Annotated in this window: 19 protein-coding genes; 9 read left to right on the top strand and 10 right to left on the bottom strand. The window is 57.9% G+C overall.

Annotated features, from left to right (window positions below; all coding sequences use genetic code 11):
- The 4 genes from AC2FHW_RS16890 to AC2FHW_RS16875 are packed head-to-tail and all read right to left on the bottom strand — an operon-like array spanning position 1 to position 7022.
- The gene (locus AC2FHW_RS16890; protein ID WP_496678489.1) at positions 1–2049 is read right to left on the bottom strand and encodes a hydroxysqualene dehydroxylase; all 2049 of its coding nucleotides are present in this window, start codon (positions 2047–2049) and stop codon (positions 1–3) included.
- Entirely contained in the window at positions 2042–2869 is an 828-nt protein-coding gene (locus tag AC2FHW_RS16885; RefSeq protein WP_281995742.1) for a DUF3237 domain-containing protein, read from the bottom strand. The genes AC2FHW_RS16890 and AC2FHW_RS16885 overlap by 8 nt, the downstream gene beginning before the upstream one ends.
- Positions 2870–2883: 14 nt before the next feature.
- The gene (locus AC2FHW_RS16880; RefSeq protein ID WP_271951782.1) at positions 2884–3765 is read right to left on the bottom strand and encodes an encapsulin; all 882 of its coding nucleotides are present in this window, start codon (positions 3763–3765) and stop codon (positions 2884–2886) included.
- Between the two features lie 53 nt (positions 3766–3818).
- Positions 3819–7022: an adenylate/guanylate cyclase domain-containing protein gene (locus AC2FHW_RS16875; RefSeq protein ID WP_271951784.1), complete on the bottom strand. Its 3204-nt coding sequence runs from the start codon at positions 7020–7022 to the stop codon at positions 3819–3821.
- A 448-nt stretch (positions 7023–7470) separates the two neighbouring features.
- Here AC2FHW_RS16875 and AC2FHW_RS16870 point away from each other — a divergent pair, with 448 nt between their 5' ends.
- The 6 genes from AC2FHW_RS16870 to AC2FHW_RS16845 all read left to right on the top strand — a co-directional run bounded on the left by AC2FHW_RS16870 (position 7471) and on the right by AC2FHW_RS16845 (position 11887).
- The gene (locus AC2FHW_RS16870; protein WP_271951786.1) at positions 7471–7905 is read left to right on the top strand and encodes a hypothetical protein; all 435 of its coding nucleotides are present in this window, start codon (positions 7471–7473) and stop codon (positions 7903–7905) included.
- Positions 7902–8567, top strand: a complete 666-nt coding sequence (locus AC2FHW_RS16865) for a MotA/TolQ/ExbB proton channel family protein (protein WP_271951788.1) — start codon at positions 7902–7904, stop codon at positions 8565–8567. The genes AC2FHW_RS16870 and AC2FHW_RS16865 overlap by 4 nt, the downstream gene beginning before the upstream one ends.
- The gene (locus AC2FHW_RS16860) at positions 8560–8925 is read left to right on the top strand and encodes a biopolymer transporter ExbD (protein WP_496822278.1); all 366 of its coding nucleotides are present in this window, start codon (positions 8560–8562) and stop codon (positions 8923–8925) included. The genes AC2FHW_RS16865 and AC2FHW_RS16860 overlap by 8 nt, the downstream gene beginning before the upstream one ends.
- A 4-nt stretch (positions 8926–8929) precedes the next feature.
- Positions 8930–9307, top strand: a complete 378-nt coding sequence (locus AC2FHW_RS16855) for an ExbD/TolR family protein (protein ID WP_271951792.1) — start codon at positions 8930–8932, stop codon at positions 9305–9307.
- Positions 9304–10437 carry an energy transducer TonB family protein gene (locus AC2FHW_RS16850; RefSeq protein WP_271951794.1) on the top strand — a complete coding sequence of 378 codons (1134 nt, stop codon included), beginning with the start codon at positions 9304–9306 and terminating at the stop codon, positions 10435–10437. Before AC2FHW_RS16855 ends, AC2FHW_RS16850 begins: the two co-directional genes overlap by 4 nt.
- Before the next feature lie 442 nt (positions 10438–10879).
- Complete coding sequence (locus AC2FHW_RS16845) at positions 10880–11887, top strand: porin (protein WP_142638522.1); 1008 nt, start codon at positions 10880–10882, stop codon at positions 11885–11887.
- A 60-nt stretch (positions 11888–11947) separates the two neighbouring features.
- On the opposite strand, the gene AC2FHW_RS16840 is transcribed toward AC2FHW_RS16845, so the two are convergent.
- The 5 genes from AC2FHW_RS16840 to AC2FHW_RS16820 are packed head-to-tail and all read right to left on the bottom strand — an operon-like array spanning position 11948 to position 16154.
- Entirely contained in the window at positions 11948–12490 is a 543-nt protein-coding gene (locus AC2FHW_RS16840) for a DUF3833 domain-containing protein (protein WP_271951796.1), read from the bottom strand.
- Positions 12487–13104, bottom strand: coding sequence for a DUF3833 domain-containing protein (locus AC2FHW_RS16835; RefSeq protein ID WP_496822277.1), 618 nt, complete (start codon positions 13102–13104; stop codon positions 12487–12489). Before AC2FHW_RS16835 ends, AC2FHW_RS16840 begins: the two co-directional genes overlap by 4 nt.
- The gene (locus AC2FHW_RS16830) at positions 13101–14324 is read right to left on the bottom strand and encodes an MFS transporter (protein ID WP_271951800.1); all 1224 of its coding nucleotides are present in this window, start codon (positions 14322–14324) and stop codon (positions 13101–13103) included. The genes AC2FHW_RS16835 and AC2FHW_RS16830 overlap by 4 nt, the downstream gene beginning before the upstream one ends.
- Complete coding sequence (locus tag AC2FHW_RS16825) at positions 14324–14869, bottom strand: hypothetical protein (protein ID WP_271951802.1); 546 nt, start codon at positions 14867–14869, stop codon at positions 14324–14326. Before AC2FHW_RS16825 ends, AC2FHW_RS16830 begins: the two co-directional genes overlap by 1 nt.
- Positions 14820–16154, bottom strand: coding sequence for an NAD(P)/FAD-dependent oxidoreductase (locus AC2FHW_RS16820; protein WP_271951804.1), 1335 nt, complete (start codon positions 16152–16154; stop codon positions 14820–14822). Before AC2FHW_RS16820 ends, AC2FHW_RS16825 begins: the two co-directional genes overlap by 50 nt.
- Positions 16155–16332: 178 nt before the next feature.
- Here AC2FHW_RS16820 and AC2FHW_RS16815 point away from each other — a divergent pair, with 178 nt between their 5' ends.
- The gene (locus tag AC2FHW_RS16815; RefSeq protein WP_142638532.1) at positions 16333–17058 is read left to right on the top strand and encodes an SDR family NAD(P)-dependent oxidoreductase; all 726 of its coding nucleotides are present in this window, start codon (positions 16333–16335) and stop codon (positions 17056–17058) included.
- A gap of 34 nt (positions 17059–17092) precedes the next feature.
- Here the strand turns inward: AC2FHW_RS16815 and AC2FHW_RS16810 are convergent, their stop codons facing one another.
- Positions 17093–17380 carry an I78 family peptidase inhibitor gene (locus AC2FHW_RS16810; RefSeq protein WP_142638533.1) on the bottom strand — a complete coding sequence of 96 codons (288 nt, stop codon included), beginning with the start codon at positions 17378–17380 and terminating at the stop codon, positions 17093–17095.
- 130 nt (positions 17381–17510) lie between these two features.
- Between AC2FHW_RS16810 and AC2FHW_RS16805 the strand changes: the two genes are divergently transcribed.
- The gene (locus tag AC2FHW_RS16805) at positions 17511–18623 is read left to right on the top strand and encodes an S-(hydroxymethyl)glutathione dehydrogenase/class III alcohol dehydrogenase (protein ID WP_271951808.1); all 1113 of its coding nucleotides are present in this window, start codon (positions 17511–17513) and stop codon (positions 18621–18623) included.
- A gap of 95 nt (positions 18624–18718) precedes the next feature.
- Positions 18719–19444 carry an NYN domain-containing protein gene (locus tag AC2FHW_RS16800; RefSeq protein ID WP_496692811.1) on the top strand — a complete coding sequence of 242 codons (726 nt, stop codon included), beginning with the start codon at positions 18719–18721 and terminating at the stop codon, positions 19442–19444.
- The last annotated feature ends 5 nt before the right edge of the window (positions 19445–19449 follow it).

Genomic DNA, 19449 nt, shown 5'->3' with positions numbered 1-19449 from the left:
TCAGCCCTTCTGTGTGATGATGACTTTGCGACCGGACGTGTCGGTTGGCGGTGAGGTCGCCTCAACAATGCCGATCGCCAGATCTTCGGCAAAGTCCGCGCCGGGGATCGGTGTGTCCCGGCCCGGCAGATGCGCGGCCATCAGATTATAGAGCTCAGGAGGTGCCGCGACCATGCGCAACGCGTCCGAGATCGCAGGGTCTTCGACAATTCCGCCGGGCTTGGAGTATTCGGCCGTCAGCGGACCAATCGCGGCCAGCGGTCCTTGCCCACCACGTTTGGTGCCGGTGGCGTCTTGTCCCATGCGCAAAGCGGCCTCGACAGCGATGGCAAAGCGTTCATCCCAGGGCTCACCCGCCTGATATCGGGCATAGTCATAGGCCCGGAGGGGTTGCAGGATGTCGGGCTCATGCAGATCCCAGATTTCACAGGGCTGCGCCTCAGAACCACTGCGCCGTAGGATGGCATTGACGGCTCTTCGGGCAGCCTCATTTGCGCCTTCCATGGTGGCCAGGTCGGTGTTGGTCCGGACGTAGTCGGACGCAAGCATAAAGTTCGGAATCAGCGTCGCCGCTTCGGGCCGCAGCCGCCAGCTGTTAATGCGGTTTACCAACAGCGGTTCGACATTGCTTTCTCGGGCAGGATGATCGGGGTCCTCAACGATGTCGGGATCCAGGAACCAATAATGCAGTTCTTCATCCCTGAGGACGATGTTGCCATCAACGTTCAGGCTGCGTTTGAGCTGTTCCCAGACCTCTTTGGCGATTTCTTCACGAGAGCTGTCGCGCGCGGTTTTTCCGTTCGTGCCCGGCTTGTCCCATTCGGAAATATCGACCGAGAGTAATCCCTTGGTCTTACCATCGGCCCAGTTTTCAAAATCTATCTGGGACCAGAATTGTTTTTGCGAAACAGCCGTCAGCGCCCAAGGGCTGTCGATAAAGATCACATGGCCATGGGCTAGTTCAACATCCTTGGTCAGGTAAAACTGTATGCCATTCATCCATTGCACGTCTTCGGCAAGCAATGGCAGCTTGGCCAGACCCGGATCTACCTTTGTCATGGCCGGCGTCACCAAAGGTGCAATGCGTTCAATGGGCAAGGCGCTGATGAACCAATCACCGGTGACCTGCTTTTGCGTGCCGTCCTGTTCAACCGTGGCGCTGGCAATTCGGCCGTTTCGGCATTCAATCCCGGTCACCTTGGAATCGAAATGGTACACCACACCCCGGCTTTTCAGATATTCCAGCCAAGGCTGAATCCAGACCAGATTGGTTGGCCCGTTCAGCAGCCTGTTGCTGGTCGCCTCGGGTGTTGCGATCCCAAGCTGCAGTTGAATGGCGACATCGCCGACGGTCTTGGTGCTTGCGGTTGTCGCTTTGGCCGCCACCAGTGACCGGGTCAGGCCGATTGCCAGAAACTTCTGATAGGCTTCGGACCGCTCCGCGGCGCCGATGAATTCCCACCAGCCGATACGTTCATACTCATCGAACCGGCGCTCTTTGCACGAGGTCGCAATGCGCCACATGCAACCAATGAAATGTTCGATATCCTCAAAGTCGATTTCGTTGCGCGGCGAGATTGTATAGGCAAAGGTCTTGAGCGCATTGGCGACCTCTTTTAGCGATTGTGGAAACCGCTCGGGTACGATGATACCGGGGTGGTCGAACTGGCTGACCAATACCTGGGTTGTCGGAACCAGATTGTCGTAGCAGGTGCCCTTGTCATAATAGGGCGTGCGCGACATCGTATTGGTGATGTGCCGGTAGAAGTTAGGGAAGAACCGGAACCCATGTTCACCGGGCAACCAGGGGCGTTTGACACCGGGTGGCAGGTCATAGCCGTGCATCCCGATCCAGTCTTTCAGCGCTCTGATATGTTCCTCTTTCGAACCGTGATCGTCTTCGCCTTCAAGCACCGGAATGCTGCGGGCCTTGCCGCCGGCGATAAGCTGACGCTCATACACTTCGACTTCGAAACCCCGTTCGATCAGCTCATGCGCGGCGCTCATCCCGCCGACGCCTCCGCCTAATATGACCACCTTTTCAGCCATCGGATGTTCCTTTCGCGGAATAGACGTCAAATCGCAGGGTGATGTCGGACAGGCTGGCCTCTCCGATTCCGAAACCCTGCAGACGGTTGATCCACATATAACGCGGATTCGAGGTCAGATACCGGGGCGCCAGCCGAACCGGGGCACTGGGTGGCAGCTTGCCCTTGGCAAGGGCGGCATAGCCATCCGTACCGAAATCGCAGATCCCGGTATCGTCGAACATGACCGGGGCACCGCCGGTTGTCGGATTGATCAGCGCCTTGGCATGCAGAATACCCACGCCATCAGGGCGCACGCGCATCCAGTCTCCGCCCACGGGCTCGATCGTTCCGTTCAGGTTCGGGCCGGTCACGGTACCGCCCTCTTTGATCGCAAAATGCAGCCATATGCCATCGGGAGTTTCACCCGATGGGTTGAAGTTGCCTGAAAACGGCACCTCAAAATGGGCGATATGATCCAGCACCGGACTGGATGTCTCGTGTTTTGGCGCGCGATCTTCTGGTTTCGGCGCGACCGCGTTTCCGGGGTCATAATCGCGCCCGCCCGAGGTCAGAACCGGCCGCCAGGTCATCTGTTTTCCCACAGCGGGAACGGGCAGGGCCGCTGCAAATTGTTGCAACCCCGATTGTGGATCCTGACCCAGTGGCCACCCACGGACAGCCCGTTCAGGTCCGCCCCCTTCGCGATAGAACAGGCGCAGCGTGTCATGCGGAGATATCGCAGGCCCGGCCTCAACCAGAACCCGCTGTACCCCGGTGGCGGCCTGAAAGGCGGCTTCGGACCAGCGCAGGGTGACCCCGCCGTCGCTGAATTCCCGCATACCCATCGCGCCGGTCAGCACGTGATGGTCGAGATAGCCTGAGCTTCTTTGATCCTGAGGCGGAATTTCTGCTGAACGCGGAAGATATGATCGCCATCTGCCGAGGTCTGCAGATATTTGACCGCAATGTCAGAAGGCACAACAATCTCAACCGGTGCGCCCTGCAAAGACACCAGCACGGCCTTGTTCACCGGAAATGCGCCAGACCGCAGCAGCGGCCCGTCCAGAAATGGCAGAATGCTGTCGCGGGGCAGGACCATCGAGTTTTCCATCGGTGTCGTGACCGCCTGGAACAGGCCGTTACCCATCACACAGGCATAGGGTCCAAGATGACCCAGGGATTCCAGTTGACTGATCCCCGCAACCACGGCCTCGAAAACCTCGGGGCCGGTAGGCTTTTTCTTGGAACCGCTGGAAATGGGTTGTGCCTCCCCCGCTTCCAGCAGGCCTTCGTATTTTCCACCACCGCTTACGGTATAAACCGGGGGCAGCGTGACGGGTGCGCCGGGCGCGGGTTGGGGGCCTTCACCGGTGCCGGCCTGACCGTTAAAAATGATCTCATCCTCAACCCGTGCGACAATGGCAGCCGCCCGGCGGAACATAATCAGCGCGGCGGCCAGTTCGGGATCTGCAAGCTGTGCGCCTTTGACATGGACGTTCACGGACACTGTCGACAGCCGCGTCGTATCAAAATCATTCACGCCAAAGCGCATCTTTGGACCGGTCGCTTCGGGAACCAGTTCAAGCTTGTTCAGAGGAACCGATTGGGTATCAGCCGGTAGCGGGCCGTAGAGCGGCAGAAAACTGGCAGCAATACGCGCGCGCAACGCTTCATCGTGGACGGCCTTGTTCACAGCGTCCCACTGCTGCTGGTCCAATTCAAGTGCTTCGGTCATCGTCTCCCCCTTCTGGATGGCACTGCGCGGTTAAATCTGGCAGCTATCTAATTTCATAACGTTTTAGCAAATTTGTTCAGGCAATCCAGAGCGCGTTTCTCTTGAACAACTGCCCCGATGTCACGTGCAAGCTGCAGGGCTTGATTTGCCTCAGTGACAGCTTGGTCAAGGTCGCCACGGGCGGCCAATGCTTTAGCGCGCACACGGTGATATTCCGGCTTGTTCAACATCTCTCCACGGTCCCACCCGGGCGTGCAAACATGTTCAAGCCGGTTCAGGGCGTCCTCGATATGACCCTGATCTATCAACAGCTCGGACAGGACAATCTGGTTTTGCGGGAAGGTAAAGTTGCCGCCAGCCTGGGACACAAGGTCCATATAGGTCCCGACACGAGCAGCCCCCCCGATCACGTCACCTTTGCCCGCCTGAGCCAGACCCAGATAGATATCCTGCATTGCGTGAAGATACAGGAACCCTTCTTCGTCCGCGATCCGACGCGCTTCGTTCATCGTATCGTCCAGCAAGTCCCATTCGCCCGCATACGGAAGGAACATCGACGACGCGCCCATAATGTAAACAAGGTTGGGGGCGTGTTCGAACGGCTTGCTGATTTCGATCGACTTCAGGCGGGCCTCTTCGGCCTCGTCGAATTTGCCAAGCTGCCACAGAAGACAGCCCTGAATGGCAAAGAACGACGCGCTGGTCGAGGACTGGGTCATCGGCATCATGGCCATGTCAAGCTCGGGCGTGATCAGGGCAAGGCCCCGTTCAAGCTGTCTTTCGCAATCGGCGAACTCGCCGCGGAAATAATGAGTATAGCTGAGCGCTCGAGCAGCAAGGACGTTTGTAACCGGATCCGGTGCAAGGCTGGCCATGCCGTCAAGGGCCTGCGCCATCTCAAGTGCGCGGTTCATCTGGCCCGACACAAAGAAATGCGTCCATCGGCAGAAGGTCGCGGCAAACAGGGTTTCGCCCGCACCCAGCGCCTGTGCAAGATGCATCGCACGGGCTGCGGTCTGCCCAACCTGTGTGGATGACCAACCGTGTATCGCCATGAACGCAGGCAACACATTCATCTGAACGCCAAGCTCTACCCCATCTCGTTCGGGACCGCCGGGCATCGTTTCGATATTGCGCAATGCGGCCTGAAAAGCGGCAATCGCCGGTAGGTTCGCAAGGCGGCTGAGGGCCTGTTCACCCGCCAGAACCCAGTGGGTAACAGCCTCGCCCTTAAGACCGCCTAGATCGCAGTGATGCGCCACGGTATCCGGTGTCGGGTTACCAAAAGCCTTGTGACCGGCCAGCAATTCTTTGGCGATTTTCAGGTGAATCTGTTCCCGGTCTTCAAGTAAAAGCGACTGGTACGCTGTGTCCTGCACCAGCGCATGGTGGAACGTGTAAGTCGGCGCCCCGGCTTCGCTGGTGATGGATACCAGACCTGCACCGATCAGTTGGATCAATGCCGATTCCACATCCGTTTCCTTGGGCGCTACCGCATGGATCATCGCCGACGTGAAGCTGCGGCCAATCACGGATCCCAACTGCGCTACAGGTCGCGCATTTTCCATCCGGTCCAGCCGCGACATCAGCGAGTCATGAAGAGTTGCGGGAATACTGAGGGTTCCCATTACCCCGGCGTCGATGGGCACGTCCTGCGGCAGCTGATCCAGAACCGCCTTGGTCATTTCCTCGATATAAAGCGGCACACCATCGGCTTTTTCGACAATCTGTCTGACCAAAGTGACCGGCAGGCTGCGCGGTACGGCAACACGGCGCACCAGTTCAGACGCTTCGAGAACCGAAAGAGGTGTCAATTCGACGATTGACGCGCGGCCTTCAAAATGTTCCGGAGGCTCGTATTCAGGGCGGTGCGTCAGAACCACAAGGATGGGCAACTGGTCCAAGGCGTCGATCAGCGCGTCCAAGGCATCCAGCGTGGTTGCGTCCGCCCAGTGCACATCTTCGAATACCAACAGCAATGACCCGCGTTCATCGCAGATGCTCCCGGCACAGCGGATCAGCAAGTCCAAAGATTTGCGGGCTTTCTTGATCGGATCGGGTTCGACCGGAGCGTCAGTTTCAAACCCGGCCAAATCCAATAGCAGCGCAGCATCTTCTTCGGTCAAACGAGAGGCGTTTTTCGCGTATTCCCTGATCGACTCGGTTACCTTGTCGGTATCAGTCTCATCCCCTGCAAACCGCCGAAGCTCGGCACGCAGCGGGTGCAGGGGCAAACTGGCAAGATGCGGGACACATTGCAGGGTCATAGGCCTTTGTCCCAGCGTTTTGCTGAGGGAATTGATCAGCCGCGATTTCCCGATACCGGCCGGGCCACCAACCAGCGCAACCTGACCCGATCCGCGCAGCACATGATCCCAAAGCCCTGTCAGGCCGGTCAGGTCGTCTTCGCGGGCAACCAATTTGACCGTGGACTTGCCGGTGCGCGCGTCGAACCGGCTGGCGGCGATCTTTTCGTCAATAACGCGGAAGACCGAGCGCTCACCATCAAATCCCTTCAATTCGTGATTGCCGCGCGGTTCAAAGTTGAAGGCCCCTTTTGTCAGGCGCCATGTCTCGGACGAGACGACAACTTCACCGGGATTGGCCAATCCCTGAAGGCGTGAGGCAAGGTTGGCCGTTTCGCCAACAATGAAATCCTGTGTTCCCAGGCTGGCAGAGGAAACAACCCCGACAACGACAACTCCGGTTGCGATTCCCGCGCGCAGGTCCAGGTTTTCACCGAACTTGTTTTCCAGATTCTGAACCGCTTCGATGGTTTCCAAAACCGCACGCACCGCGCGCTCGGTATCATCTTCAGTGGCTTTCGGATATCCGAAATACATCATGATGCCATCGCCCTGCTTATAAGCCAGGTGGCATCCGTGTTGTTTCATCGTGCCGATGGCGGTGTCCAGATACAGATTCATGATCTGCATCAGCTCTTCCGGATCATGCCGCTGTGCTAATTGCGTGGACCCGACCAGATCACAGAATACAAGCGTCAGCTGTCGCCGTTCGGCCACACGGGACATTGCGGGTTTGTCGGACGCTTCCTGAAGCTTCAGTTCTGCCTGTGTTTGCCGAAAACGTTTCCTTTGACCGACAGTCAAACCCAGATCTCGAAGTTCCGGGTCTGTCAATTCGTCCAATATTACGTCGTCTATCCCTTCTTCGAGAAACCGCGCGCTGAAGTCATGTAGATCGGCGTTTTGCAGAATAGTTGAAAGGCGTGTGGATTTCCCGATGACAGTCGTCATTGATCAGCGCTTGCCCCCTGGTACTTCTTCGGCACATCGTTGCATGCCTCTTTCGCGTCAATATCGCGCCGAATCCAAAAGATTGACGTGGTATCAGACCAATTTGGTAACAAGTGTGGCAGATGTCAGGCCGAATTGCTATGATATTGCGGTCAAGCCTCCCAAATGAATGGTTTTGTTGTCAAATCGGAACCAGCCCGGTGTGGTCGCACCACTCAGACGCAATTTCGGTCGGTCCGAGGTTAATTGGCACCAGGTACAAGGCCTCAGGGGTTCAGGTTAATCCGGCCGGAAACCAGTGGTCTGACCGGATGGCCGTAAATATGCCGGTTGGTCACAAATGCGTCGCGAGCCCTTTCGCGGGCCATAGCTCTTGGATAAAAGAATAACGCGCCAGCACCGAAACGCCGGCCTTCGATGTCTTCATTGAATTACCGGGAGAATACCTGTGACGTCTTTCCGCCTGGCGAAACTAGCGATCCTTTGTCTTGGCATTCCAACCATGTCCCTTGCGCAATCCGCCGAGGACCCTAGCGCTGGGCTGTTGATGGAACTGAACAATCTGCAACAGGTCGACGGCAACTGCCGATTGTCATTTCTGGTGCAAAATCAAACCGGTGCCGAGATTGAGGCCGCCAGTTATGAAGCCGTTGTCTTTGACGCTCAGGGCAATGTTGTCAGCCTGACGCTGTATAAATTCCGCGATATTCCTGCAGGTCGTCTACGGGTGCGGCAGTTCAGCATCGCGGACATGAGCTGCGGCGATGTTGGCCGGATTCTAATCAACGGATCCAATACATGTACGGTCGAAGGCGCCGAGAGCGATCTGTGCGACGCGGCCCTGACCCTGAACAACCGAACAGATGTGGAGTTTCTCAGATGAGCCCGCTTGATGCTTTGCGTGAAATTGTTGCCCTTGGCGGGCCGGTGGTTGCGGTCCTGATCGCCATGTCGATCGTGACGCTGGCCGTCACGCTGTACAAGCTTTGGCAGTTCACCGTTTCCGGTGTCGGTCGGCACAAGATCCTGTCCCAGGCGCTTGCGGCCTGGGATGCAGGTGACACGCAAGCCGCAAGGGCCAAGCTGGCGGAAAGCCGCAGTTATCTTGCGCCGCTAGTCAGCACTGCCATGGATGCGCCCATCATGCCCGGGCTGGACCAAAGGCTGGATGCCGAGGCCGGGTTGGCCTTGGCGGGCCTTGAACGCGGCTTTCGCCTGCTGGACACCGTGGCACAGCTGGCGCCTCTGCTGGGCCTGTTCGGCACCGTCCTTGGCATGATCGAAGCGTTCCAGAGCCTTCAGACTGCCGGATCGTCGGTTGATCCCTCGCTGCTTGCGGGCGGTATCTGGGTAGCGCTGGTCACCACAGCGGTTGGTCTGGCCGTGGCGATGCCGACCTCGATGGTTCTGTCCTGGTTCGAAAGTCGCACTGCGCGCGAACGGGTTTTCGCCGACAAGGCCTTGAGGACCGTTCTTGTTCCGGGGCGGGGATCGTCAGACCCTGCCCAGATGGCCGCTGTCCCAACGACAGCAGATCATGCGTAATCGGGCACCATTTGTGCGACGGCCAATGTCGATGACGCCGCTCATCGACATCATTTTCCTTTTGTTGCTTTTCTTCATGCTGACTTCGACCTTCTCGAGATATGCCGAGATCGAATTGAGCAGTGCGACCGGCGGCGCCTCGACCGACGAAGTTACGGGTCAGCGGGTGTTTCTGCAGCTGGGATCAGAGCGCCTGATCCTGAACGGTGTGCCGGTCACATTGGACGACGTGGTCGAACAGGTGAACACCGGTCAGGTCCTGGTCAGCCTCGACCCCGATACAACCTCGCAAAGGCTGGTCAATCTGCTGGTACGGTTGCGTGGCCGTGACGGGTTGAGCGTTCTGGTGCTGGAGTGAGGCGATGATCCGCAATATTCGACCCCGCCGCAAACGCGATTCGACCATTGCTTTGATCAATGTCGTGTTTCTGATGCTGATCTTCTTTTTGATCACCGGAACGATAGCGCCGCCGCTGGATCCGGATCTGCAGCTTGTTGATACGTCAGAACTGGAGGGCAGTGAGCCCCCCGACGCGTTGGTTCTGCACAAGAACGGATTGCTCAGCTTTCGGGGCCAGCCGATGACCCCCGAAGCCTATATGACCGGCCGCGACCCCGCGCCGGTGCGGATCGTGCCCGACCGGGATGCACCGGGCCACCGGCTGATCGAGGTGACGGGGACTCTGCGGCGGTTGGGGGCGACGTCGGTCTTTGTCGTGACCGAAAAGGCGCTGGAATGATCAGACGCTCGGTTGTCATTGCGACTATTGCGGTGCTGGTGTCGCTGTTGATTCACTTAGGCGGGTTGAGCGTGACAGCGCCCCATCTGACGGAAACCGCAGAACCCGCAGGCCCGGCCGATGCCATCGCGCTGGGCAATGAGTTCGAAGAGATTGCCGATGTCGTTGCGGACCCGGTTGAGCCCGAGCCCGCCCCCGAATCCGAACCGGAACCGGAAGAGCCGCTGGAGCCCGAACCGGCACCCGAACCCGAAGAAGTGCCGGTCAGCGAAGCATTGGTCGCCTCTGATAACCCTCAGCAGGTCCCTTCACCCGATCTGGGCAAGTCCGAAATCGTGCGCCCGGTTGTGACGGAAACGGTTGAGCCGTCGGAAACCACATCTGAGACACCTTCGGACGCAAATGAAGCCGCCAGCCAGGACGAAGATTCCACGCCTCAGGCCGAACCCAGTGAGCAGGCCGAAACACCCGAAGGAGTGCCCGAGGCCAGCCCGGTGCAAGCCGAAGAACAGGCAGCGGTTGACCCGGCCCCGGCCGAAGTTCCCACGCCCGAGCCATCGCCGGTTCCCGACATACCGCTGATAGCTGACATACCCGACGTCGACATCCCACTTGTCGAGCCCGAACCCGAACCTGAGGCGAAAGAAGAGACAGCGACGGCACTAACCTCTTCGGTGCGTCCGAAGCTACCGGATCAACGACCTAGTTCCAAACCGCAGGGCGTCTTGCCGGGCTCCAACGATTTCAGTGATCTGCGGTTCCCAGAGAAAGAAGTCGAATCCCCGCTGTCGCAGTACAAACGCGCGGGAATTGACCCGTTCACACGCGGCAACACCAGTGCAGGTTCAGGGGGAAGGGGGCCAGGCAATTCCACCAAAACCAACTATGCTGGCCGTGTGCTCATGCATCTGAACCGGGCGCCTTTGGTCTATGTTTCGGCACGCGGTTTCGCTCAAGTCTTTTTTCAGATCAACCCGGATGGCACCTTGGCCTTTGTCGATGTGGTCGACAGCTCTGGATCCCCCGAAGTCGACCGCGCTGCCAAGGCGCAGGTTCGTGCGGCGTCACCTTTCCCGTTGCCCCCTGGCGGTGTCAGCCGCAGCCTGTCATTTTTCTATAACAGCAACTAGCATATGATGCCGTAGCAGGATCGCATCCGACCCGAAGCGCGGCTGGGCATTATGCTGTGTGACTGGGCGTGCCCTTGGGCGTGGCAATTCCCGGAATGCGGACTCTCAGATTGCGACTCACCTGAAATTGGGCTGCAGTCACAACAGGGGTAGGGACCGAGAATCCCTGAATCATGCGACCTGTCAATAATTCCCGGTTTAAAGAGGTGGTCTGGCTTTTTTGCGTTCAAATTTTTGTAACGTTTCCAATGAGCGAACAAAGTGCTCGAAAAGCTTGAATATCTACGCCCTGCGGCCTTTTTGCCCGGTGCAAAGTGGCAACACCGTTGCAGGCAGAGGGCGTGGAAAATCCCGTCTCGCTATTGTGCCCATGTTGAAATTATTCGACGAATTTAGCCGCCGCTTCGGTGGCACTACTCCTCTCAAAACTTATGGATTAACCATGAAAAACGTACTCATCGCATCGACCGCGCTGATTGCAACCGCCAGTGTTGCTGCCGCGGAAGTCAAATTCAGCGGCTATGGCCGCTTTGGTCTGGGCTATGAAGAAGACCGTTCAGCAACCACCACCACAACGACCGCGTCTGGTGCGGTCAATTCGAACAACGCCTCGACCGACGATACCATTTTGGTGTCGCGTTTTCGTCTGAACATCGACGCCAGTGCCGAAACAGATGGCGGCGTTGAATTCCAGGGCCGTGTTCGTCTGCAGGCGGATGACGATTCAAGCACCGGCGAGCAGAACGAAGCTGGCCTGAATGGCGCCCGTTTCTCGGTTATCTATGGCGGCCTGCGTGTTGACGCCGGTAACGTTTCGGGTTCGTTCGACAACCTGGATGACTACTTCGGTACCGAGCCGGGCCTGGAAGAATTCCTGGGTCAGTATTCGGGCGTGAACTATTCCTTCCTAGAATACAGCTCAACCGGCACGGGCGCGAATGCTGTGTTCTTCCGCTACACCGTTGGCGATCTGGCATTCTCGGCATCCTATGACCAGGACACGAAATTCCTGGGCGCAGGCATCACTGACGACCGTGATCGCTGGGACGTAAGCGCAACTTACACCTTTAACAACTTCACCGCCTCGCTGGCATATGGTGAAACTGATGAAGGCGCAGGCGTTGACAAGGAAAGCCTGACTGTTCTGACCCTGGGTGCAGAACTGGGCGATTTCTACGGCACCCTGTTCGTGGCTGACGATGACGTCAACAACGACGCCGAAGACGGCACCGCTTATGGTTTCTCGGTCGCCTATGATCTGGGTGCGGCAACCACGCTGCAGTTAGTTTACGGTGACGGTTCGGCTGACGACGACACCCGCAACATCGGTGTTGGCGCCATCTATGACCTGGGCGGCGGTGTATCGCTGCGCGGTGCAGTTGGCGAGATCAAAGACGGCGACGACGACGGCAAGATCCGCGCCGACTTTGGTGCTCAGTTCAACTTCTAAGCTGATCTGAACCAGATTGATCTAAGGGCGGGCCTTCGGGTCCGCCCTTTTCCTGTCTGGCTATTTCTTTTCAAAGAACAGGATGACCTCGCCCAGCCGGATGCCATAGCGCGAGACATAGGCCCGGTTCAGCAGCCGGTCATCGCTCAGCAGCCACATCCAGTCATCGAAATCGACCCGCATGGTCCCATCTTTGACGGGCAGGTCGATCTTGTAGGTCCAGTTGAAGGTATCGCCGCGCTCGATCCCGCTGGCGGTGCCCAGCACGCCGGGGGCGGTGCCGGTCCAGGTATCATCGCCGGTTTTGGTCAGGGTCCAGACGCGCTGCTCGGTTGCACCGTCGTCATAGACGAAATCCTCGACCAGGGTCAGCGTCTCGCCATCCCATGTTCCGTTGATATCAACAGTGAACCGGCGCGGGACATTGCCCAGAATGTCCTGAAACTGCCCATAGGCCACGGTCTGACCCTCAAAGAACTCTTCCAGGTTCAACTGCCGATCGGACAAAAAGGTCTTGGGGGTTCGGGGTTTGGCGGAGCAGGCGACCAAAAGTGTCAGCCCCAGAACAGCAAGGCCCGCGATGACAAGACGACGTAGTTTCATTGCAGCACCCGTGTTTCAGCGGCGGCGTCATGGCCATTCGCCCGGTCCAGATAGGTGGATTTGGTGGAGGGCGCGGGGCGCATGGTGGCGATTAGCTCGGCGACTTTGATGCCGAATTTTCGCATCTCGGACCGGTTCATGATGACGCCACTTTCCGTCAGGTACATCCAGTCGGTTACGTCCAGCGTATGGCCCCCTGCGTCCTCGGGCAGGATGATCTTGTAGGTCAGCTTGACTGTCGAGCCTGAGACCGTGCCGCGCCCTTCGCCCACGATATCATCTGCTGTGGCGATGAAGGTGTTTCCGGTGCCGAGCTTCAGATACCATTTGCGGGTCATCTTCTTGCCGTTGGAATAGGTGAAATTCTCAGTCAGGGTGCCTGTGTTGCCGTCCCATTGCCCGACCATACGGGCGACAAAGCTGTTCGACATCTTACCGTCGGGGCCATAGATCAGCCCTTCGGACAGGATCTCCCCGTTCAGGTTTTCCTTCATCTCAAAGGCGGGGCCGGTACCGCTGTAATCCTCAGGCGATTGGGCCCGAAAGCTGAGATAGCGCCCCTTTGCAATGGACAGGGCGAAGATGATGAGCAGGGCTATAGCAAGCAGTTTCATTTGGCTGAGACCTCAGTTGGCAGCGTCAGGACCATTCCAAACGCGCCGAGTTTCAGGATGCAGGGCAAAATGGCATAGGCGAGGTTGAGCGTTCGCAGCGCTTCGGCTGAATTTGCCTGTCCCGGGGTGAATCCGCTGCGTTCCAGCAATGGCAGGGTGAAGAAGGCCGCCAGGGCTAGCCCCAGCTTGCCCGCGAAAGACCAGATGCCGAATGCGGCGGATGCGTTCAGACCTGCGCGTGTCAGAGCGACCGAGAACATGGCCGGCAGCACCACCATATCCGCCCCAAGTGCGGCGCCCGATGCAATGCAGATCAGGGCGAACCCGGCTAGGCTGCCGGTTGACAGCGTCGCGGCGCTGACAAAGGCCGCAATCGACAGCGGCATGGCGATCATTAGGGTCTGTTTCGGGCCAATCCGATTGCTGAGCCGCGCCCAAAGGGGCACGCTTGCCCCCGCGCTGAGGAAGAACAAGATCAACAGTGGTCCTGCCATGCCTGTCAGTTGCAGCCTGTCTTCGACAAAAAACAGAAACAGGGTCGAAGTGATGGCGACCGGCAAGCTGTTGATCAGCGCAAGAACCAGCAGGCGCAGCGCACCGGCATCGCCGAGCCCGGAAAAGGTCAGGGCTTGTCCGGTTATCGGCGCGCGTCGCCAGATCGGGGCTGTCAGGACAAATGTCAGAATGGCGATGAGGCCCAAAAACAGCCCGAACGCAGGATAGCCCTGCGCCTGCGCGCCAAAGGCGACAAACAGCGCGGGGGCACTTGCGGCAAGTATCACGCCGGTTAGCTGCCCGCCCTCGCGATAGGCGGCGAGTGTCATCAGCTCGGACGGGGTGGGCGTTTTGGCCAACGTGGCGCTGCGGCCATAGAGCAGGATGGTTCCCAGGCTGTAGGCTGAAAACAGCAGGATAAGGATGGCCACCAAACTGGCAACGGACACGCCCTCAGACAGAGTGAACAGCAGCGGGAAGCCAACCGCCAGCCCAAGTGCGGCGAGGGCAGCAAACAAAAGCTGGCCACCAGGCCACCGGTCAATCGCCCAGCCAATCAGGGGATCCTGCACAAGGTCAACCAAACGGATCAGCAACAGGACGGCGCCGATCACCCCAAGGCCAATGCCCAGATTGACCGCCGCAAAACGCGGCAGATGAATGTAAAGCGGGATGCCTGCAGCGGCGAGCATCAACGCATAGAGACTGACCCGGGGATACAGCATCACTGACCCTTCAACTGCCGGGTAAAGTTGGCCGATCTGGTGTTGCTGCCAAGAAATATCGACATGAATGCGCGCGTGATACCCGGGCTCGACAAGGTGCAGGTTCTGCTGCCATTGCGCCAGAACCCGATCTTGTCCGGCCCCTCCGGGATTGCTAGATAGCTGTCGCCTTTGCTGACGGCCTGAAAACAGGCCTGCAACTGATCGGCGGTTGGAGTCGGGTTTCCCTGTCGCACCATTTCGTCAAGCGTCGACTTGATCAGAGCCTTCTGCGCGATGGATTTGCGGTATGTCAGTTTCAGTCCGAACTCTTGATTCCAGTCAAACGGTGCGCCGCCGGGCGTATAAAGCCTGGCATCGTAAACCGGCAAACCCAGGAACCGGAACGTAGAGCTGCCCAGAACTTTTGGATCGTCCAACCGTTCAGCCAAAGGTGACGCCGCTAAACCGCAGGGCAGCACCATCGCCAGCGCCAGAATGGCCTGGCGCAACAGCTCAAAGATCGGCCGCAACAGGGATGGCCGCGATCTGTTCGGGGGTGCCATTGTCTGCTCCGATGGTTTGCGGGCCGCCAGCGATCCGCTCGACGACATGCATGGCGCTGGCAATCCCGTCTTCGTGAAACCCGTGCCGGTTATAGGCGCCCGCAAACCAGGTGCGGTTCTGTCCCTGCATCTCGCGGATTTGCCCCTGTGCCCAAAGTGCGGCCTTGTCAAAAACCGGATGGGCGAATTCGACCTGATCATAGATCTTGTCGGCGGCGATCTCGGATGAGGCGTTCAGCGTCACAAACAGCGGGTCACTGTCGGGAATATTCTGCAGCCTGTTCATCCAATAGGTCACCCCGACATTCCCGGCCTGCGAGCGATAGGTCCAGCTGGACCAACAGGCTCGGCGTTTGGGCATCTGCGACGGATCGCAATGCAGGATGGCCGTGTTGGGCTGATACTGGATCGCGCCAAGCGCGGCTGCTTCGGCTGGGGTGGCATCCTGGCCGAGAATGGCAAGGGATTGATCCGAGTGGGTGGCCAGAATGATCTCATCATACTGATCCGACTGGCCTTGGCTGTGAACGGTCACGCCTATCTCATTGCGCTGAACCCTCTGAACGGGGCTGGCCAGACGTATTTCGGCCCCGCGGGCACGCAAGGTGGCGTCAATCCGGCGGACATATTCAATGCTGCCGCCCTTGACGGTGTACCATTGGTGCTGATTGGCGCGGCCATTGGCCAGCAGAGCGTGATTGCGAAAGAACTGCACCAGCGACCGCGCCGGGAATTGATCCACAAATTCAACTGGGGTCGACCAGATCGCACCGCACATGGGCATCAGGTAATTGTGCCGGAACCAGTGCCCCAACTGCAACTGATCAACCAGCTCTCCGATCGTTGTGTCATCGTCCTTGGCTGCGTCCGGGGCCTCTCTGCCAAAACGCAGGATGTCGGCGATCATCTTGTAATAGGCCGGCCGCGCAAGGTTGCGTTTCTGCGCCGTAAGAGTGCGCAGGTTGTTCAGCCCGTATTCGATGCGCCCGTTATCGATGGTCGCACCAAAGCTCATTTCGGATTTTTCGACAGGCACGTTCAGCGTATCGAACAACCGTGTCAGGTAAGGGTAGGTGGCATAGTTGAAGACGATAAAACCGGTATCGACGGGCTGATCGCCATTTTTTCCCGCCGTGACCGTGCGGGCATGCCCGCCAAGCCTGGGTTCAGCCTCAAAGAGTGTCACGTCATTGTTTTCGGAAAGATAATAAGCCGCTGAAAGGCCTGAAATGCCTGCGCCAACTATGGCGATTTTTTTCCTGCCCCTTTGGGTTTCGTCGAACATGATAGCCTCGTTACGTGACGTTTTGATAATGAATACGCAGTAGGAGCAGGATTGGATCATTCAAGACAGGGGTTTTTCAGGTGCGGCTGCAATTTAGCGGCCTCACCGCGAGCAACCGAAGGTGATCCAAACTGGCCGTGTAACCGTATTGAAATAACACAATTCAGAAATGGTCGGCATGAACAGCTTTGACGGGAAAACTTATTGGATAGTTGGCGCAAGCGAAGGTCTGGGTCGTGCATTGGCGCAAGCTCTAAGCAATCGCGGCGCCCGGGTGATCCTGTCGGCGCGAAACGCGAAACGCCTGGATGAAATCTGCAGCATTCTGCCAAATTCAAAAGCCATTCGTTGCGATGTCGCTGATTTAGACTCTGTTCGACGTGCCGCTTCCGCTGCCGGAAAAGTGGATGGCCTTATCTATAATGCCGGAGCTTATGACCCGATGCGCAGCACTGAGTGGAACACCGAGGCCGCTCTTCGGATGTCCGATGTGAATTTTCAGGGCGCTTTGCGGGTTCTGGGCGAAATACTTCCTGGGTTTGTTAAGGCCGGGCAGGGGGAGATCACGCTGATCGGGTCGCTGTCCGGCTATCATGGCCTGCCATCTGCAGTCGGGTATGGTGCCAGCAAGGCGGCTTTGATTTCACTGGCAGAAACCATGCGGCATGATCTGGCGGGTTCGGGCGTCACGGTTCGGATCGTAAATCCCGGCTTCATCAAGACTCGCCTGACCGAAAAGAACAGTTTCCGGATGCCGATGCTGATGACGCCTCAGGGCGCGGCCCAGCATGTGGTTCGGGCAATGTCGCGCCACAGATTCCGCACAGACTTCCCAGCGCCGTTTTCATGGCTGATCCGCCTTGTAGGCTATTTGCCGGATTGGGTGATATATCGCGGAAGATAGGCCCTAACATTGGGGTTTTGAGCTTCTGCCAGGCTTAACCGCAGGTCAGGCTCTGTATGATCCCCGAGCCGTTTACAAAGACGTTCAGCCGGTCGATGCGATAATCCTGTGTGGCGATGTCATCGGGGCCTAAAACGCGCGACCGTTCGGGTAATTGCGACTGAATGGTCGATACAGGCTTGCCAATCGCATCGGCAATTGGCTCTCCTTTGCAAAAGGCCAAATCTACCGGGGTGGGTTCAAGTGGCAGTGGCGCGTCCTCAGGAGCGGGCGACTCCGTACATGCGACCAGCAAAATCAAAACAGGGGTCAAACGGCGCATTGGCGCTCCTCTTTCTGGCAATGTCGTTTCTGTAATATCAAATATTTAGCATTGCTGCCATCAAAGCGCAGTTGAAAAAACCCTGCATTTAACGCAGGGTCAGGCCAAATTTGACTGGGAGAAGTACATCATGCGCACCCGTGCCGCCGTCGCCGTTCAGGCCGGCAAACCTTTGGAAGTGATGGATGTGAACCTCGAAGGCCCCAAGGCGGGCGAGGTTCTGGTCGAGATCAAGGCGACCGGCATTTGCCACACCGACGAATTCACCCTGTCGGGTGCAGACCCCGAAGGCCTGTTCCCCGCCATTCTGGGCCATGAAGGCGCAGGTGTGGTGGTCGAGGTCGGCCCGGGCGTGACCAGCCTGAAGCCGGGCGATCACGTGATCCCGCTTTACACCCCCGAGTGTCGCGAATGTGAATACTGCCTGCATCCCAAAACCAACCTGTGTCAGGCGATCCGTTCGACGCAGGGCCAAGGGTTGATGCCCGATGGCACCTCTCGGTTCTCGACGCTGGATGGTGATCCGATCCTGCATTACATGGGCTGCTCGACCTTTGCCAACCACACGGTCCTGCCGGAAATCGCGCTTGCCAAAGTGCGCCCGGACGCGCCCTTCGACAAGATCTGCTATATCGGTTGCGGTGTGACCACCGGCATCGGAGCGGTGATCAACACCGCCAAGGTCGAGATCGGCAGCCGCGCCATCGTCTTTGGTCTGGGTGGCATCGGCCTGAACGTGATCCAGGGCCTGCGACTGGCAGGGGCCGATCAGATCGTCGGCGTCGACCTGAACCCGTCCAAGGTGGAAATGGCCACCCGGTTCGGGATGACCGATTTCGTAAACCCCAAAGAGGTCGAGGGCGATCTGGTGCCCTATCTGGTCAACCTGACCAAAGGCGGTGCAGATTACACCTTTGACGCAACGGGCAATGTCGGCGTGATGCGCACGGCGCTGGAATCTGCACATAAGGGCTGGGGTGAATCGATCATCATCGGCGTGGCACCTGCAGGGGCCGAGATCTCGACCCGCCCGTTCCAGCTGGTCACCGGTCGTTCCTGGCGCGGTACGGCCTTTGGCGGCGCCCGTGGCCGCACGGATGTGCCCAAGATCGTCGATTGGTACATGGAAGGTAAGATCGAGATCGACCCGATGATCACCCACACCATGGGCCTGGACGACATCAACCATGGGTTCGACCTGATGCATAAGGGCGAAAGCATCCGCTCGGTTGTGGTTTACTGAGAAAACCGAAATAGTTTCCGAGGGCGGGCTTTTGCTCGCCCTTTTTGGGTCTTACATTCCTTACCATGAATTAAATTTAAGGTTGAGGATTTCAGGTGACGACAGGAAAGACAGACCGTCTGGCGGTTCTGATCGATGCGGACAATGTCTCTGCAAAACATGCAGCAGAGATTTTCGAAGAAATTGCCACGCTCGGTGAGGCTGGTTTAAGGCGGATATACGGAGATTTCTCGAACGGATCACCGCAGGGATGGGAGGCCAAATCTCTGGCCGAATACGCCATCGTTCCGCATCAGCAATTCGCCAACACATCCGGCAAGAACTCCAGCGACATTGCCTTGGTCATTGATGCCATGGATATTCTACATTCGGGTCGGTTCAGCGGCTTTGTGTTGGTCTCGTCAGACAGCGACTTCACGCGCCTTGCCAGTCGGATACGCGAGCAGGGGTTGGATGTGTTCGGAATAGGAGAACGCAAAGCCCCCAAGGCCTTTGTGGCAGCGTGCAATCGGTTCATCTATATTGATAATATTGAGAAGCCAGCGGCACATAACCCACAGGCCAAAAAGTCCGAAAGCCCAAAGCCAAAGCAAGAGCTGAACCATGCCTATCAGCTTATTCGCAATGTCGTTCAGAATACCAATGAGCCGGACGGCTGGACCAGCCTTGGGATTGTCGGAAGTCAGCTGGGTAAGATGTATCCGGATTTTGATTCCCGCTCTTATGGCCACAAAAGGCTGAGCGATCTGGTGCGTGCCATAGACCGGTTTGAAAAGAGCGGCGAAAATGGTGGTCTCAGGATCAGATGCAAAGAGCCGTAAAGGCA

The organism is Ruegeria sp. YTSA108, from assembly GCF_059610185.1.
This window is presented reverse-complemented; position numbering and strand designations above follow the sequence as displayed.

Coding starts and splice junctions, on each gene's coding strand:
- AC2FHW_RS16865 (WP_271951788.1), top strand. CDS start 7,902: ATGAGCCCGCTTGATGCTTTGCGTGAAATTGTTGCCCTTGGCGGGCCG.
- AC2FHW_RS16805 (WP_271951808.1), top strand. CDS start 17,511: ATGCGCACCCGTGCCGCCGTCGCCGTTCAGGCCGGCAAACCTTTGGAA.
- AC2FHW_RS16850 (WP_271951794.1), top strand. CDS start 9,304: ATGATCAGACGCTCGGTTGTCATTGCGACTATTGCGGTGCTGGTGTCG.
- AC2FHW_RS16890 (WP_496678489.1), bottom strand. CDS start 2,049: ATGGCTGAAAAGGTGGTCATATTAGGCGGAGGCGTCGGCGGGATGAGC.
- AC2FHW_RS16810 (WP_142638533.1), bottom strand. CDS start 17,380: ATGCGCCGTTTGACCCCTGTTTTGATTTTGCTGGTCGCATGTACGGAG.
- AC2FHW_RS16845 (WP_142638522.1), top strand. CDS start 10,880: ATGAAAAACGTACTCATCGCATCGACCGCGCTGATTGCAACCGCCAGT.
- AC2FHW_RS16860 (WP_496822278.1), top strand. CDS start 8,560: ATGCGTAATCGGGCACCATTTGTGCGACGGCCAATGTCGATGACGCCG.
- AC2FHW_RS16885 (WP_281995742.1), bottom strand. CDS start 2,869: ATGCGGGAATTCAGCGACGGCGGGGTCACCCTGCGCTGGTCCGAAGCC.
- AC2FHW_RS16875 (WP_271951784.1), bottom strand. CDS start 7,022: ATGACGACTGTCATCGGGAAATCCACACGCCTTTCAACTATTCTGCAA.
- AC2FHW_RS16835 (WP_496822277.1), bottom strand. CDS start 13,104: ATGAAACTGCTTGCTATAGCCCTGCTCATCATCTTCGCCCTGTCCATT.
- AC2FHW_RS16815 (WP_142638532.1), top strand. CDS start 16,333: ATGAACAGCTTTGACGGGAAAACTTATTGGATAGTTGGCGCAAGCGAA.
- AC2FHW_RS16840 (WP_271951796.1), bottom strand. CDS start 12,490: ATGAAACTACGTCGTCTTGTCATCGCGGGCCTTGCTGTTCTGGGGCTG.
- AC2FHW_RS16830 (WP_271951800.1), bottom strand. CDS start 14,324: ATGCTGTATCCCCGGGTCAGTCTCTATGCGTTGATGCTCGCCGCTGCA.
- AC2FHW_RS16855 (WP_271951792.1), top strand. CDS start 8,930: ATGATCCGCAATATTCGACCCCGCCGCAAACGCGATTCGACCATTGCT.
- AC2FHW_RS16880 (WP_271951782.1), bottom strand. CDS start 3,765: ATGACCGAAGCACTTGAATTGGACCAGCAGCAGTGGGACGCTGTGAAC.
- AC2FHW_RS16825 (WP_271951802.1), bottom strand. CDS start 14,869: ATGGCACCCCCGAACAGATCGCGGCCATCCCTGTTGCGGCCGATCTTT.
- AC2FHW_RS16820 (WP_271951804.1), bottom strand. CDS start 16,154: ATGTTCGACGAAACCCAAAGGGGCAGGAAAAAAATCGCCATAGTTGGC.